The following is a 15,069-nucleotide window of genomic DNA, read 5'->3' on the forward strand; positions in this document are numbered from 1 at the left end:
TCTGCCCCATCTGTACGGTTTTGCGCGGCAATCGACAGACACAAAAAAGCCCGGCACTGCATGACAGCCCGGGCTTTCCAGAGACGCAGCCCTTAGCGGGCGGCGCCGAGCTGGCCTTTTTCGTCAGAGAACACGATTTCTACGCGGCGGTTCTGCGCCCGTCCACGCTCGGAGGCGTTGGCGTCGACCGGAAACTGGTCGCCGTAACCTTCGACCTGAATGCGTTTTTCGTCGATACCCAGATCGACCAGCACGTCAGCCACCGATTGCGCACGATCGCGGGACAGTTTGAGGTTTTCCTGTCTGCCACCGGTGCTGTCGGTGTAACCCTCAATGCGCACCACGCGCTTGGGGTTGAGTTGCAGAAACTGGACGATCTTCAGCACGACGCGGTTGGCCGAGTTTTTCAGTTCCGCCTGGCCGGTGTCGAACAACACGTCGCCGAGGGTCATCACCAGACCGCGATCGGTCTGTGTGGTCGCCAGCGCGACGATCTGTTCCTCCAGCCACTTGCCTTGTTGCTGCACGCTGAGCAGTTTCGATTCGCGCAGGGCCAGTTGCAGACGCTGACGCTCAAGCTCGAGCTTGGCTGCGCGTTCTTCGTTGAGCGCCTGGTTGGTGTGCTCGCGGGCGATTTCGCTGTAGCGCTGGCTCAGGTAGGCGTAATGCACCACGTCGGCACCGCTGCCCCAATAGGTCGACAGTCGATCGGCGCGGGCCAGGGACTCGCCGGCGCGGATCACGTCTTTCGGCGCGATGCGCAGCACGTTGGAATCTTCCTTGACCTTCTGGAAATCAGCGCCGGCCTGTTGCAGTGCCGCCTCGCTGTGCTGGCCGGCGCAGCCGTAGAGGCTGGCGCAACCGGCGAGGATCAGAATGCCGAGAGCATTGGACTTGAGGCTCATTGCGCTTCCCCCAGTTGCAGCTGCTTGCGCAGGCGGACAATGCGGGTATTGAGCACATTCAGCTGTTCTTCACTTTTTTTCGTCAGCACCTTGGCCTCGGCCAGACGTGCATCCAGTTCCGCCTGCTCGGCACGCATGCGCGCGTTGCGATAGGACTCGTCGGCCATGCTGCCTTTGGCGCGGTTGTATTTTGTTTCGGCCAGTTGCATTTCCGGCACTTCGTCAGCGGTGGCGCCGACTGCCTTGGCCTGCACGATGGCTTGTTCGGTCAGACGCATTTGTTCACTGGGTGCCGGATCGGATGCGCACCCGGCCAGGGCCAGAACGGCCACAGCCGCGAAAAGAGGTCGAATACTCACTAAGAATCCCTACTGTTTTGGGGCACTGACAGGTTGTGGCGGCTGCTGCTGTTGCGCCTTCCAGCGCTCGATGTTGCGTTGCAGCGCGGCTTCCGTCAGTCCGGACGCGGGCAATTCTGTCATCTTTTTGGCGAGCTGTCCGCGCAACCACGGATCGTTGCAGGCCGAGTTATGCGAAACCGCGAGGAACAGACCCGGCCGGTCGATGGGTTGTTCAAACGCCAACAGATCGCTGGTCATGCCCAATGTCTGAGCGGCGGCCAAGCCTGAGTAACGTCCGGCGAGGACATATTCCACCTCGCCCAACAGCAACTTCTGTAGTGCCTCGGTAAGGTTGGCTGTGCGGGTCAGCGTCAGATTCTGCTCGGCGAAAGTGCCGAATGCCTGGGTCATCCGCGACTTTTCCGACACCGCGCCGGCATGGCCTTTCAGGTCGCTGGCCTCGGCATAGGTCAGCGTCGAGCCTTTGCGGGTCCACACCAGGTAGTCGTTTTCCAGCAGTGGCGGATGAATGAAGTCGAAGTTCTCCAGCTCATTCACGGTCAGCGGCGCGTCGGCCAGCATGTCCATGCGCCCGCTGCGCACTTCATCGAGGGCCTGCGAGCGTTTGCCGGCGTAGAGCAGGTCGACTTTGATGCCCAGATCCTTGGCCACTTGCTGCAACAGATCGGCACTGGCGCCGATCAAGCGCTTGGGGTTTTGCGGGTCCTGCCACAAGTACGGCGGCGCGTCCGGGCTGCCGGTGACGACCAGGCGCTCGCACTTGCCAGCGGCCATGGCCAAACCTGGCAACAGCAACCATCCCAACAACCATCCGCAGCGCAGATCCATGGCAAAACGCTCCCGCTTGAAATTCGAGACAAAAAAAAGCCCGACCAACAGGCCGGGCTCTTTATAAGTGAAGCCGCCGGATTAGACCAGCTTCTCCAGCTCAGGTACTGCTTCGAACAGATCCGCCACGAGACCGTAATCGGCCACCTGGAAGATCGGCGCTTCTTCGTCCTTGTTGATCGCAACGATCACCTTGGAGTCTTTCATGCCGGCCAGATGCTGGATCGCGCCGGAGATACCGACGGCGATGTACAGCTGTGGCGCAACGATCTTGCCGGTCTGACCGACCTGCATGTCGTTCGGTACGAAACCTGCGTCAACCGCAGCGCGCGAAGCGCCAACAGCAGCGCCGAGCTTGTCGGCCAGCGCGTACAGGTGTTTGAAGTTGTCACCGTTCTGCATGCCGCGACCGCCGGAAACGACGATCTTGGCAGCGGTCAGCTCAGGACGGTCGGACTTGGCCAGCTCTTCGCTGACGAAGCTCGAAGTACCGGCGTCGTGCGCAGCGCCAACGGCTTCAACGGCAGCCGAACCACCTTCAGCGGCAACCGGATCGAAACCGGTGGCGCGCACGGTGATCACTTTGATCGCGGCGGTCGATTGCACGGTGGCGATGGCGTTACCGGCGTAGATCGGACGCTTGAAAGTGTCAGCGCTTTCGACCGAGATGATCTCGGAGATCTGGTCAACGTCCAGCGCAGCAGCAACGCGCGGCAGGATGTTTTTGCCGTTGGAAGTGGCGGCAGCCAGAATGTGGCTGTAATTCTTGCCCAACTCTGCAACCAGCGGAGCTACGTTCTCTGGCAGCTGATGCGCGTAGGCGGCGTTGTCAGCATTCAGGACTTTGCTCACGCCAGCGATTTTCGCTGCGGCTTCGGCCACCGGGCCTGCGCCCTGACCTGCTACCAGAACGTGGATGTCGCCGCCGATTTTGGCAGCAGCGGCCACGGTGTTCAGTGTGGCCGGGGCCAGCACTTTGTTGTCGTGTTCAGCAATAACCAAGATAGTCATTTAGATTACCTTCGCTTCGTTCTTGAGTTTTTCAACCAGTTCAGCCACCGACTTGACCTTGATGCCCGCGCTGCGTGCAGCCGGCGCTTCGACTTTCAGGGTCTTGTTGGTGGAGGCGGTGGAAACGCCCAAAGCGTCCGGAGTCAGCACTTCGAGAGGCTTCTTCTTGGCTTTCATGATGTTTGGCAGGGACGCGTAGCGCGGCTCGTTCAAACGCAGGTCGGTGGTGACGATGGCTGGCAGTTTCAGCGAAACGGTCTGCGCGCCGCCGTCGATTTCGCGGGTCACGGCAACGCTGTCGCCGGAGACTTCGACTTTCGAAGCGAAGGTGCCCTGACCGTAGCCGCTCAGTGCCGCGAGCATCTGGCCGGTCTGGTTGTTGTCGCTGTCGATCGCCTGTTTGCCAAGAATCACCAGCTGCGGCTGTTCCTTGTCGACAACAGCCTTGAGCAGCTTGGCCACGGCCAGCGAGGTCAGGTCTTCAGCGGATTCGACGAGGATGGCGCGATCGGCACCCAGAGCCAGTGCGGTACGCAGCTGCTCCTGAGCGGTGGTCGGGCCGATGGAGACGACGACGATTTCAGTCGCAACGCCCTTCTCTTTCAGGCGTACGGCTTCTTCCACGGCGATTTCGCAGAACGGGTTCATCGACATCTTGACGTTGGCGAGGTCGACGCCGGAATTGTCCGCCTTGACGCGGACCTTGACGTTGTAATCCACAACGCGTTTGACAGCTACAAGAACCTTCATGGATTCCTCGTTACTCTCCGGTGAAAAGAAAGTCGCCTAGGCGAACCTGGCGGATGATGCTCATCGGGCGACAAGGGCACCTCTAAAAACGCCGGCTTGAATGTGAGGTGATTCACTTCGCGAAGAGCGGTGACCGTTCGTCAGGGGTGACTGTCGGGTCATTCATTCTCACGCTGTGTAAACTGCGCGCCGGACTTGCGCTGCGCATCACCGTCTACTGCCTGTGCCCTGTCTTTAGAGGTGCTCTTGAAACCGCCAGTCTGCCTACGGCGAGCGCAAAACCGCCCGTATCTTGACCGGAACGCCCATTCTGGTCAATACGCCAAAATGCCCTGTCATAAGCCGCGCTTCTTTGATTTATCAGGGCTGGAGGCGATTCAAACAAACGTTTGTATTGGACGCTCGGAGTGGTGTAGATATAATGCGCCGCCTAGAGAGAAAGGTGGATTCGCCAATATTCCCTTTGACGTTAACGTAAAGGCAATACGGATGCGAGATCAAACCTCCATATTAGAAAAAAAACTGTTGAGCCTTGAGTAGGAGATAGCCTGTGGAACGCGAATACATGGAATTCGACGTCGTCATCGTCGGTGCCGGCCCCGCTGGTCTGTCCGCCGCCTGCCGCTTGAAGCAGAAGGCCGCTGACGCCGGTAAGGAAATCAGCGTCTGCGTGGTCGAAAAAGGCTCCGAAGTCGGTGCACACATCCTTTCCGGTGCGGTATTCGAACCCCGCGCCCTGAACGAACTGTTCCCGGACTGGAAAGAGCTCGGCGCGCCGCTGAACACGCCCGTCACACGCGATGACATTTTCGTGCTGAAAAACGCTGACAGCGCGCAGAAGATTCCTGACTTCTTTGTGCCCAAGACCATGCACAACGAAGGCAACTACATCATCTCCCTGGGCAACCTGTGCCGCTGGCTGGCTCAGCAGGCGGAAAACCTCGGTGTGGAAATCTACCCGGGCTTCGCCGCTCAGGAAGCGCTGATCGATGAAAACGGCGTAGTGCGCGGGATCATCACCGGTGATCTGGGCGTCGACCGCGAAGGCCATCCGAAAGAAGGCCTGTACACCCCTGGCATGGAACTGCGTGGCAAATACACGCTGTTCGCCGAAGGCTGCCGTGGCCACATCGGCAAGCAACTGATCAAGCGCTACAACCTCGACAGCGATGCCGACGTTCAGCACTACGGCATCGGCCTGAAAGAAATCTGGGAAATTGACCCGGCCAAGCATCAGCCAGGCCTGGTGGTGCACACCGCAGGCTGGCCGCTGGACATCATGGGCACCGAGAACACCGGCGGCTCGTTCCTCTATCACCTGGAAAACAATCAGGTGGTGGTCGGTCTGATCGTCGACCTGTCCTACAGCAACACTTACCTGTCGCCGTTCGATGAGTTCCAGCGCCTCAAGCATCACCCGGTGCTCAAGCAATATCTGGAAGGCGGCAAGCGCGTCAGCTATGGCGCCCGCGCCATCGCCAAGGGCGGCCTGAACTCGCTGCCGAAAATGGTCTTCAAGGGCGGCGCGCTGATCGGTTGCGACCTCGGCACCCTGAACTTCGCCAAGATCAAAGGCAGCCACACGGCGATGAAGTCCGGCATGCTCGCGGCGGAATCGGTGGCAGATGCGCTGTTCGCCGAGCAGGATTGCACCGTCGAACTGACCACTTACGTCGACGCATTCAAGAACAGCTGGCTGCACGAAGAATTGTTCGCCAGCCGTAACTTCGGCCCGGCGATTCACAAGTACGGCGCGATCATCGGCGGTGGTTTCAACTGGCTGGACCAGAACATCTTCGGCGGCAAACTGCCATTCACCCTGCGCGACACCAAGCCGGATTACGCCTGCCTCAAGCTCGCGGCCGACTGCAAGAAGATCGATTACCCGAAACCTGACGGCAAACTGAGTTTCGACAAACTCAGCTCGGTGTTCATCTCCGGTACCAACCACGAAGAAGAGCAGCCGTGCCACTTGAAGCTGACCGATCCGAGCATCCCGATCAGCAAAAACCTGCCGCTGTACGACGAACCGGCGCAGCGCTACTGCCCGGCCGGCGTATACGAAGTGATCACCAAGGAAGACGGCGAGAAGCGCTTCCAGATCAACGCCCAGAACTGCGTGCACTGCAAGACCTGTGACATCAAGGACCCTGCGCAGAACATCACCTGGGTGGCGCCGGAAGGCGCCGGCGGCCCGACTTACCCGAACATGTAAGTCGAAACGCTGAACAACAAGGCTCCCGAAATGGGGGCCTTTTTGTTGCCCAAAATTCCTCTGCCACCACAAAACAACTGTGGGAACGAGCCTGCTCGCTCCCACAAGGGATTATCGGTGGATCAGGCAGCGCGCTCATCCCCCGGACTGCGTTCGAAGTAGCGCTTGTATTCGCGACTGAATTGCGACGTGCTCTGATACCCCACCCGATGCGCCACCTGCGCGACACCCAGCCCCTCCGCCACCAGCAGCGTCTGCGCCTTCAACAAGCGCAAACGCTTCAGATACTGGACCGGCGACAACAATGTGCTGCGTTTGAAATGCTCATGAAACGTCGACACGCTCATGTTCGCGCAACCGGCCAGTGTCTCGACATTGAGCGGCTCGGTGTAATGCGCATGCAGATGGCTGATCGACGCCGCCACCCGGGCAAATTGCCCTTGTTGCTCGACCAACGCTCGCAACACATCCGCTTGCGGCCCGCGCAGCGCGACGAACAATAATTCGCGAACCCGCGCCGGGCCGAGAATCTGGCATTCCAGCGGATCGTGCAGACAGCTGAGCAGCCGTTCGACACAACCGCGCATGCCATCGTCGAGCACCACCGAGGTCATCGACTCCGGCGTCTGCGCCGGAATATGCCGCCCCGGCGCCAGCCCCATGGCCAGCACCAGTTCGCCGAGCAGGACGCGATCAATCGCCACCGACACACCGAGCAATGGCGCATCGGGCAAGGCAAAGGTTTCGCATTCGAACGGCACCGGCAGCGCCTGGATCAGGTAATGCCCGGCGCCGTATTCCATGGTTCGTGGGCCGAGGAACGCCAGTTTGCTGCCCTGGGCGATGATCATCAGGCTCGGCTCGTAGATATGCGGGCCACGGGCGACGTCGCAACTGGCGCGCAAAATCTGCACGCCGGGCAGGCCGGTCTGGCTGTAGCCATCGCGCAGCGCCAGTGGCTCGATCAGCGAAACCAGCCGGGCATTGGCATCAAGATGACGGGTCAACTGCATCGAATAGGTCTTCGTAAAATTCACGGAAAAGGGGATGAAAACATCATCGCAGATCCGCTGGCCAATGCGATCGCCGAAACCCGCATGCCGGAGGATTAGGCATGAGACCCGGAGAAATCGTCATGGCCGCACCCGCCTCTGGCGGCCAGAATTCACCGCCTCACTTGTCACTGTTTTTGCGAGGTCACCCCATGTACACCGCCATCGGCTATGCCGCCCAATCGGCCACCACTCCCCTCGCCCCGATGAAATTCGAACGCCGCAGCCCGCGCGCCGACGACGTGGCGATCGAAATTCTCTATTGCGGCGTCTGCCATTCCGACATCCATCAGGCACGCAACGAATGGGGCATCGCCGTTTATCCGCTGATGCCTGGCCATGAGATCGTGGGAAAAGTCACCGCAGTCGGTGCGAATGTCACCCGTCACAAGGTAGGCGATCTGGTTGGCGTCGGCTGCATGGTCGATTCCTGCCGCAGCTGCGAAGCCTGCCAGGCGAACCTCGAGCAATATTGCCTCGAAGGCCCGACCATGACTTACGCCACCCCGGACCGGGTCGATGGCAGCAACACCATGGGCGGTTATTCCGACAGCATCGTGGTCAGCGAACACTTCGTTGTGGGCATCCCCGAGAAACTCGCTCTGGCCAGCGCCGCACCGATTCTCTGTGCCGGTATCACCACTTACTCGCCGCTGAAGCACTACGGCGTCAAGGCCGGTGACAAGGTCGGGATTCTCGGCATGGGCGGCCTCGGCCACATGGGCATCAAGTTCGCCAAGGCCATGGGCGCCGAAGTCACGCTGTTCACACGCTCGGCGAGCAAGGCTGAAGAAGGTCGCCGTCAGGGCGCCGATCACGTCATCGTATCCACCGATGCCGAGCAGATGAAGGCCGCGGCCGGCTACTTCGACTTCCTGCTCGACACCATTCCGGTGCAGCACGATTTGAACCCGTACCTCGACACCCTGCGTTTCGACGGTGTGCACATTCTGGTCGGCCTGATCGAGCCGGTGAACCCGCCCGTCCACGCCGGCAAACTGGTGATGAGCCGCCGCGTGCTGGCCGGTTCCTTGATCGGCGGTATCGCCGAGACCCAGGAAGTGCTGGATTTCTGCGCCGAGCACAACATCACCTGCGACATCGAAATGCTCGACATCCGCCAGATCAACGAAGCCTACGCGCGGATGATTGCCGGTGACGTCAAGTACCGTTTCGTCATCGACATGGCCACGCTGAAGGCCTAAACCTTCACGGCTTACACCTTCAAGCCCAGCTCCGCCGACAGCCGGGTTGTGACCCCTTTCAGCAGGGGGATCAACTCGGCCATTTTTTCCAGCGGCATGTACGGCACGGTGCTGGCGATACTGATCGCCGCGACGATGCCCTTGCTCGCATCACGAATCGGCGCCGCCACGCAGCGGATCGACGGTTCGTTGTCTTCCAGATCGAACGCGTAGCCACCGGCAACGTATTCGCCCATGCGCTGCTCAAGCTGTTCCCACGACTGCTGGGGATGCTGCGGCCAGAACTGACTTTTCCCACCTGCCGGCAGGCTGATGTCATACAGCCGCCGCCAATCCTGCGGCGAATCATCGAGCATCAAGGCCTTGCCGATCCCGGTGCGCACCAGCGGCATGCGATGGCCAACCCGCGAGCGCATTTCCGGGCCGTTGCGTCCTGGATTCTTCAGCAGGTACAGCACTTCGTCGCCTTCGCGGATTCCGAGGTGCACGGTATCGCCAGTCAGTGCCGAGAGCTCGTCCAGATACGGCCCGGCCAGGGTCACCAGCGGCAACTCTTCACGGGCCTGAAAGCCCAGTTCGATCAGTTTCGGCCCGAGCAGATAACCGATCTGCGGCACCACGCGCAGATAACGCTCGTCGACCAGGCAACTGGCCAGACGATGGGTGGTGCTGCGCGTGGTGCCGATCAGCCGGGCAATCTCCTTGAGATCACGCGCGCCACTGGCCACCGCCTGCACTACACCGAGGCCGCGCAGCAGCGTCTGGGTGCCGGTGGGCGCGGCGTCCTTGGTTTTTTCCGGGGCGTCTTCCTGCATATCCAGCCTTTTACCGTTGAGCGAAGGAACGGGCGGCATTATGGTCGCCCGAGACTGAGCACTACAACTCGATACGCTCGACCTTGCCCACCAGCAGCACGTAGGACAAGGCACCGACCAGTGCGAGCACGGCGATGTAGGTGATCGCCGGCGCGAACGAATCGCCGCTGGCGAGGAAGCCGATCACGATCGGCGTAGCAATCGCCGACAGGTTGCCGATGAAGTTGAACACGCCACCGGTCAGACCGAGCAACCGCGCCGGTGCCAGCGTCGACACCAGTGACCAGGTGATCGACGCCAGACCGTTGCCAAAAAATGCCAGGGCGAGGAAGGCAATCACCAGCGGCGTCGACTCGACAAAGTTGGCGCCGATGATCGAAGTCGAAATCAGCAGCCCGCCAATGATCGGCAGTTTGCGCGCGAAGCCCACGGTGTAGCCGCGCCGGATCAGGAAGTCGGAAAAGAATCCCGAGCACAACACGCCGACGAACGCGGCAAGAAATGGCAGCGATGCGAGCAGACCGGACTTGATGAAGTCCATGCCGCGATATTTCACCAGATAGGTCGGAAACCAGGTGAGGAAGAACCACAGCGTCGAGTTCAGGCAGAACTGGCCGAGGTAGATGCCCCACAACTTGCGCTTGCTGAGGACGATGCCCAGATCGGTCCAACTGAATTTGGCTTTGACCTTGGCCGCCTCGGCCTGGATATCGACCAGCCCGCCGCCTTCGCGGATCAGGTCGATTTCCGCCTGATTGGTGCCTTTGAAATCGCGCGGCTCGCGATACACCGCGTACCAGATCATTGCCCAGAGAATGCCCACCGCACCGGTGGCGACGAACACCATGTGCCAGCCGAATGCATGTTGCAGCCACGCCAGCACCGGGGTCAGGAAGGCCAGGCCGACAAACTGTCCGGAGGTGTAGAAACCGATCGCCGTGGCGCGCTCGCGCTCAGGAAACCAGGTGGTGACCACGCGGCTGTTGATCGGATAGGCGGGCGCCTCCAGCGCACCGACGGCCATGCGCAGCACAAACAGCGCGATGAAGCTGCTGACGAAACCGAGCATCACCGTGGCCACCGACCACAGCAGCAGCGCGACGCTGTAAAGGATGCGCGGCGGCACGCGATCGACCAGCCAGCCGCCGGGGATCTGCATGGCAGCGTAAGTCCAGCCGAAGGCGGAGAAGATCAGACCGACGTGAACCGGATCGATGCCCAGCTCACTGGTCAGCGCCGGCGCGGCAATCGACAGGTTGCTGCGGTCGAGGTAATTGATGACCACGGTGATGAACAGCAACACCATGATGAAAAATCGCTTGCGGCTAGGCGTGACTAAAGACGCCTGCCCGGAGAGGGTGTGCGTTTGCATGAGAGATGCCTCTTTTTATGTTTGTTGAGGTCATGACGCAGATCTCCTCTCCCTCGGAGAACTGATCGTTCCCACGCTCCGCGTGGGAATGCAGCCCGGGACGCTCCGCGTCCCAGCAGCGGACGCAGAGCGTCCATTGAGGCATTCCCACGCAGAGCGTGGGAACGATCTGATGCTAGCGAGTCAGAGACTCACCACTCGGCAAAGCTGCCATCGGCATGACGCCAGATCGGGTTGCGCCAGCGGTGGCCGACGGCGGCACGCTCGATCACGTATTCCTCGTTGATCTCGATGCCCAGCCCCGGGCCGTTCGGGATCTTGACGAAGCCTTGGTCGTAGTCGAAGACGCGCGGATCCTTCACATAGTCGAGCAAGTCGTTGCTCTCGTTGTAATGGATGCCCAGGCTCTGCTCCTGGATAAACGCGTTGTAACAAGCCGCGTCGAGTTGCAAACACGCCGCCAGGGCGATCGGTCCCAGCGGGCAATGCAGCGCCAGCGCGACGTCGTAGGCTTCGGCCATGTTGGCGATCTTGCGGGTTTCGGTGATGCCGCCAGCGTGGGAAGCATCCGGCTGGATAATGTCGACGTAGCCTTCGCTCAACACCCGTTTAAAGTCCCAACGCGAGAACAGCCGCTCGCCGAGGGCAATCGGCGTGCTGGTCAGCGGCGCCAGTTCTTTCAGCGCTTCGTAGTTTTCGCTGAGCACCGGTTCTTCGATGAACATCAGTTTGTACGGGTCGAGCTCCTTCATCAGCACCTTGGCCATCGGCTTGTGCACGCGGCCGTGGAAGTCGACGCCGATACCGACGTTCGGCCCCACCGCATCACGTACGGCGGCAACGTTGGCCAGGGCGAGGTCGACTTTCTCGAAGGTGTCGAGGAACTGCAGTTCTTCGGTGCCGTTCATTTTTACCGCCGTGAAACCACGGCTCACTGCTTCTTTCGCCGCACGCGCGGTGTCGGCCGGACGGTCGCCGCCGATCCACGAATAGACACGAATCTTGTCGCGCACCTGGCCACCGAGCAGATCGCTGACCGACACGCCGAGGGCCTTGCCCTTGATGTCCCACAGCGCTTGGTCGATACCGGCCAGCGCGCTCATGTGAATCGCGCCGCCACGGTAGAAGCCGCCGCGATAGAGCACGGTCCAGATGTCTTCAATATTGCGTGGGTCTTTGCCGATCAGGTAGTCGGACAATTCTTCCACCGCAGCAGCTACGGTATGCGCGCGCCCTTCGACCACAGGCTCGCCCCAACCGGTCACGCCCTCGTCGGTTTCGACCTTGAGGAAGCACCAGCGCGGCGGAACGATGAAGGTCGTGAGTTTGGTGATTTTCATCTCTGCTCTCTTTTGTAAATGCAGCTTTTATTAGATGCAGCGCACACAGCGCCAAAATTCTTAACGCAGGGCTTTCCAGGCAGCCACGTAGGCCTTGGCATTGACCGCCACCTGCTCGGGCGTCATGCCCGGTTTGAACAGGCCGGAACCGAGGCCGAAACCTTTCACACCGGCATCGATAAAGGCCTGCATGTTGTCCGGCGTAATGCCGCCGACCGGCGCCAGCACCGTGCCGGCTGGCAATACCGCGAGCCAGGCTTTGACGACGGCCGGATTCATTTGCTCGGCCGGAAACAGCTTGAGAATGTCCGCGCCCTCGGCCAATGCGGCGAAGGCTTCGGTCGGCGTGGCCACGCCAGGCGACAGGTACAGCCCCGCCGCTTTCGCCGCGCGCAACACCTTGGCATCGCTGTGCGGCATGACGATCACTTGGCCGCCAGCCGCTTTGACCTGCTCGACCTGCTCGGGGCTGAGCACCGTGCCGGCACCGATCAGGCAATCGGCGGGCAGCGCATCACGCAGGATGCGGATACTTTCGTACGGCGATGGGGAATTGAGCGGTACTTCGATGACGCGAAATCCGGCGGAATACAGGACTTCACCGACAGCCGCCGCTTCCTGCGGTTGCAGGCCACGCAGAATCGCGATCAGACCGTTTTGTGCCAGTGCTTGCTTGAGCATGTCAGGCCTCCAGTCAGGGTTAACGGGATGAGGAATCGATCAGTCCGGCGGCGCGCGCCAGTTGCCACAGGCCACGCTCGGTGGCCTGCTCGGCCAGCGTCACCTGAGCAAAGCCGCAGGCGTCGAGGGCGCGTCGATAGCGTGAGCACAATTGCGCATTGCCGATGAGCACAATCGATGGAAGATTCGCTTGATTGCGCCGGCGCCGCTGCACATTGGCGAGCGCGGCCAGCTCATGGCCGATCATCAGGCCGGACAGATAATCTGCCTGAGCGCTCGGGTTCAGTTCGCCGGTCAGGCCGAGGGTACGGGCGCTGAACAAGGTCGACAGCACACCTAGCTCGGCATCTGTCGACAGCGCGATTTGCACGCCGCGATCAAACGCCTGCGCGTCGAAGGTCGCGCTCGGTTGCTGGGTACGGCCAAGGATGCTGTGCTCGCTGAGCACGGCGAAGACTTCGCCGGTCATGAACGTGTCGAAATGGGTGATGCGGCCATCGACCACTTCCACCCATTTCGAGTGGCTGCCGGGCAGGCCGATCAACAGATCGTTACCCGCCTCGGCCGGCAGACTTTGCAGCACGCCGAGGACTTGGGTTTCTTCGCCGCGCATCACGTTGGGCAGACGCGAACGCTGGATCACGCCCGGGACGATATGCACCGGCGTACCGCGAAGACTGACAACGGTTTGTAGGGAATTTCCGAGATGGGCGACGTCGGCCGGCGTCTCGCAGTAAGCCGCCTCGCGCCAGCCCTGTGCACTGCCGACCATGCCGCAAGCGATTACCGGCAGATCCGGCTGCGCATCGAGCCAGTCACCACAGGCTTCGTCGAAGGCCAGTTCAAAACCATCGGCGCATTCACGGCCGTGGATGATTCGCGGGGTCTTGGGCAACTGCATGATCCCGGACGACAGCGCACGCTGCTCGAGCACCACACCGTCCGCCGCGAGTTTGTAAGCACGTAATGAGGTCGTCCCCCAATCGAGCGCGATTAATTGCGCCTGCATCGCTTCACCTGTTTTGTTTTTGGCAGTGAGTGCGATGGACTATAAACCCGAGGGACGGGAAATCTCAATATATAAATATCAATCCCACATTATGGGAAAATCAACAGTAACGGTATCACCTCACTCAAAGCGCCCCCTCTTGGGCTGCAACGATGGCGATCGAAGGGCCGAGTCAGGCTTGCACGGACAAAAATGCAAGGTTCGCCATGCCGCTGCGGTCGGGAAATACTCAGGGAGAGCGGCCCTCGAAAGAGGCAAGGCCGGACGGGATACTTTTTATTTTGCAGGTCCAGTTGTCAGCAAATCCGCGCTAGGTACCCGCATAATCTTGGAAAAATACGTCTTGTATGTAGTGGAGTGGACTCTATAAACACAGGAAAAGGAATCTCTGGCTTTTAAAAAGGGATCCAGTGTTTCCCCTTTCAGGCGCCTTTCTCCCCCCTCATCGTCTACCGACTCGTCAAAAATGACATCTGCTCTATAGATTAACGAGTCCGGCGAAACTCTCTCGATAAACCCGAAGCCGGACTGTTTAATTCGGTGTGCCTGAGAGAAATCAAGGTCATTCGTCAACGAGCAGACCAGCCCACGCCCTATAGACGACTTGAACAGGCCGAGAAGTTCCACGTCGGACTTGAAATAAACTTGATAAATTCCGGTAGTACGAAGCCGCTCTGTCTTTTCGTATTTGAGGTTAGCAATGGGCCGACCATGATTCAAAGAACAAGCCGAGAGTACCGACATACATATTGTCAAGATTAAAACCTTCACAGGTAGTTACCCCTTAATCCATTTGAATATTGACTCCGCTACAATCTGTCGCGCTGACTTTCCACCGGGCAAGGCGTGAGCATACATAGAGTTGGCATCTGCGTGATTGATATCGAGCCGCCCCATGACGTTCGGTCCTTCGGAGATCTCCCATTGCTCACCGAAGTCTGCAACCAGATCTGACAGGTTCCAATCGACCGCAGCTGCCCTGATATTTACCCAATACTGCGCTTTAGGCTTGGGAACCTGACGATATATTTTCGAAATACCATATACGATTTTGCCGTGTCCTACGGGATCCAGGGTCACCAAAATTTTTATTTTGAAACCGCGCTCGGTTAAAATCGCAGACAAATGAGCACCGTTCCAGCCGCCCAAACTGTGGCCAATGATATAAATCGCAGTATTGCAACTTGGAATTTTTCGAATAACGTTACGCTCCAAATCCTCCTCACTCATAAATGAGTTATAACCAAGAGGCAACGTCGTACAAGATTTCTGTATTTCCAGCGCTTCGATGTCCGCGTCGACCATGTCTCGCACATAGTCGACATTGTGATTGGGACCATCAACGTAATACCGTTCCTGATCGCCAGCTCCACCAACAAGAAAAACCATTGCATCGCGGACGCTTACTGTTACTTGCTTGACCGATTGATCTGTCTTGCAAGTAAGTGTATGACTCACCGGATCCCTTTTCGCCATTGGCGGTGGTGGAGCCTCTGCTGTAGCACTTCCATTTGCCATCTCTAA

The 15,069-nt window shown here is 59.6% G+C and carries 14 protein-coding genes; 2 read left to right on the top strand and 12 right to left on the bottom strand.

The features are described 5' to 3' along the window. Positions 1-92: 92 nt before the first annotated feature. The 5 genes from D8U70_RS11215 to D8U70_RS11235 all read right to left on the bottom strand — a co-directional run bounded on the left by D8U70_RS11215 (position 93) and on the right by D8U70_RS11235 (position 3,856). Complete coding sequence (locus D8U70_RS11215) at positions 93-905, bottom strand: OmpA family protein (RefSeq protein WP_073472316.1); 813 nt, start codon at positions 903-905, stop codon at positions 93-95. Then, positions 902-1,264: a DUF4398 domain-containing protein gene (locus D8U70_RS11220; RefSeq protein ID WP_038860459.1), complete on the bottom strand. Its 363-nt coding sequence runs from the start codon at positions 1,262-1,264 to the stop codon at positions 902-904. Before D8U70_RS11220 ends, D8U70_RS11215 begins: the two co-directional genes overlap by 4 nt. Before the next feature lie 9 nt (positions 1,265-1,273). Next, positions 1,274-2,095 carry a transporter substrate-binding domain-containing protein gene (locus tag D8U70_RS11225; protein WP_130928893.1) on the bottom strand — a complete coding sequence of 274 codons (822 nt, stop codon included), beginning with the start codon at positions 2,093-2,095 and terminating at the stop codon, positions 1,274-1,276. Between the two features lie 81 nt (positions 2,096-2,176). After that, on the bottom strand, positions 2,177-3,106 hold the full coding sequence (locus tag D8U70_RS11230; RefSeq protein ID WP_056788298.1) for an FAD-binding protein: 930 nt from the start codon (positions 3,104-3,106) through the stop codon (positions 2,177-2,179). Next, positions 3,107-3,856 (bottom strand): electron transfer flavoprotein subunit beta/FixA family protein, encoded by a 750-nt coding sequence (locus D8U70_RS11235; RefSeq protein WP_007908338.1) that lies wholly within the window; start codon positions 3,854-3,856, stop codon positions 3,107-3,109. 550 nt (positions 3,857-4,406) lie between these two features. Here D8U70_RS11235 and D8U70_RS11240 point away from each other — a divergent pair. Next, positions 4,407-6,071: an electron transfer flavoprotein-ubiquinone oxidoreductase gene (locus D8U70_RS11240; protein ID WP_024013896.1), complete on the top strand. Its 1,665-nt coding sequence runs from the start codon at positions 4,407-4,409 to the stop codon at positions 6,069-6,071. Positions 6,072-6,193: 122 nt separating this feature from the next. Here the strand turns inward: D8U70_RS11240 and D8U70_RS11245 are convergent, their stop codons facing one another. Beyond that, complete coding sequence (locus D8U70_RS11245) at positions 6,194-7,084, bottom strand: AraC family transcriptional regulator (RefSeq protein ID WP_016770956.1); 891 nt, start codon at positions 7,082-7,084, stop codon at positions 6,194-6,196. Positions 7,085-7,275: 191 nt separating this feature from the next. Here D8U70_RS11245 and D8U70_RS11250 point away from each other — a divergent pair, with 191 nt between their 5' ends. After that, positions 7,276-8,328 (top strand): NAD(P)-dependent alcohol dehydrogenase, encoded by a 1,053-nt coding sequence (locus tag D8U70_RS11250; protein WP_130928894.1) that lies wholly within the window; start codon positions 7,276-7,278, stop codon positions 8,326-8,328. Positions 8,329-8,339: 11 nt separating this feature from the next. Here D8U70_RS11250 and D8U70_RS11255 read toward each other — a convergent pair whose 3' ends face one another. From D8U70_RS11255 to D8U70_RS11285, 6 genes are all read right to left on the bottom strand, one after another. Further along, the gene (locus D8U70_RS11255; RefSeq protein WP_016770958.1) at positions 8,340-9,143 is read right to left on the bottom strand and encodes an IclR family transcriptional regulator; all 804 of its coding nucleotides are present in this window, start codon (positions 9,141-9,143) and stop codon (positions 8,340-8,342) included. Between the two features lie 61 nt (positions 9,144-9,204). Continuing rightward, positions 9,205-10,515, bottom strand: coding sequence for an MFS transporter (locus D8U70_RS11260; RefSeq protein ID WP_130928895.1), 1,311 nt, complete (start codon positions 10,513-10,515; stop codon positions 9,205-9,207). A 191-nt stretch (positions 10,516-10,706) separates the two neighbouring features. After that, on the bottom strand, positions 10,707-11,855 hold the full coding sequence (dgoD, locus tag D8U70_RS11265) for a galactonate dehydratase (RefSeq protein WP_016770960.1): 1,149 nt from the start codon (positions 11,853-11,855) through the stop codon (positions 10,707-10,709). Between the two features lie 60 nt (positions 11,856-11,915). After that, the gene (locus D8U70_RS11270; RefSeq protein WP_071173195.1) at positions 11,916-12,536 is read right to left on the bottom strand and encodes a 2-dehydro-3-deoxy-6-phosphogalactonate aldolase; all 621 of its coding nucleotides are present in this window, start codon (positions 12,534-12,536) and stop codon (positions 11,916-11,918) included. 19 nt (positions 12,537-12,555) lie between these two features. Then, a complete protein-coding gene (locus D8U70_RS11275; protein WP_130928896.1) occupies positions 12,556-13,545 on the bottom strand; it encodes a 2-dehydro-3-deoxygalactonokinase in 990 nt (329 codons plus the stop codon). A gap of 777 nt (positions 13,546-14,322) precedes the next feature. Continuing rightward, positions 14,323-15,063 (bottom strand): alpha/beta hydrolase, encoded by a 741-nt coding sequence (locus D8U70_RS11285; protein WP_071173197.1) that lies wholly within the window; start codon positions 15,061-15,063, stop codon positions 14,323-14,325. Between the last annotated feature and the right edge of the window lie 6 nt (positions 15,064-15,069).

Source organism: Pseudomonas sp. Sample_20 (genome assembly GCF_004307585.1).
Classification (GTDB): Bacteria; Pseudomonadota; Gammaproteobacteria; order Pseudomonadales; family Pseudomonadaceae; genus Aquipseudomonas; species Aquipseudomonas atacamensis.

Bases quoted from the DNA above. Each gene is read 5' to 3' on its own strand.
- D8U70_RS11215 (WP_073472316.1), bottom strand. From the start codon at position 905: ATGAGCCTCAAGTCCAATGCTCTCGGCATTCTGATCCTCGCCGGTTGC.
- D8U70_RS11225 (WP_130928893.1), bottom strand. From the start codon at position 2,095: ATGGATCTGCGCTGCGGATGGTTGTTGGGATGGTTGCTGTTGCCAGGT.
- D8U70_RS11230 (WP_056788298.1), bottom strand. From the start codon at position 3,106: ATGACTATCTTGGTTATTGCTGAACACGACAACAAAGTGCTGGCCCCG.
- D8U70_RS11235 (WP_007908338.1), bottom strand. From the start codon at position 3,856: ATGAAGGTTCTTGTAGCTGTCAAACGCGTTGTGGATTACAACGTCAAG.
- D8U70_RS11245 (WP_016770956.1), bottom strand. From the start codon at position 7,084: ATGCAGTTGACCCGTCATCTTGATGCCAATGCCCGGCTGGTTTCGCTG.
- D8U70_RS11250 (WP_130928894.1), top strand. From the start codon at position 7,276: ATGTACACCGCCATCGGCTATGCCGCCCAATCGGCCACCACTCCCCTC.
- D8U70_RS11255 (WP_016770958.1), bottom strand. From the start codon at position 9,143: ATGCAGGAAGACGCCCCGGAAAAAACCAAGGACGCCGCGCCCACCGGC.
- D8U70_RS11260 (WP_130928895.1), bottom strand. From the start codon at position 10,515: ATGCAAACGCACACCCTCTCCGGGCAGGCGTCTTTAGTCACGCCTAGC.
- dgoD (WP_016770960.1), bottom strand. From the start codon at position 11,855: ATGAAAATCACCAAACTCACGACCTTCATCGTTCCGCCGCGCTGGTGC.
- D8U70_RS11270 (WP_071173195.1), bottom strand. From the start codon at position 12,536: ATGCTCAAGCAAGCACTGGCACAAAACGGTCTGATCGCGATTCTGCGT.
- D8U70_RS11275 (WP_130928896.1), bottom strand. From the start codon at position 13,545: ATGCAGGCGCAATTAATCGCGCTCGATTGGGGGACGACCTCATTACGT.
- D8U70_RS11285 (WP_071173197.1), bottom strand. From the start codon at position 15,063: ATGGCAAATGGAAGTGCTACAGCAGAGGCTCCACCACCGCCAATGGCG.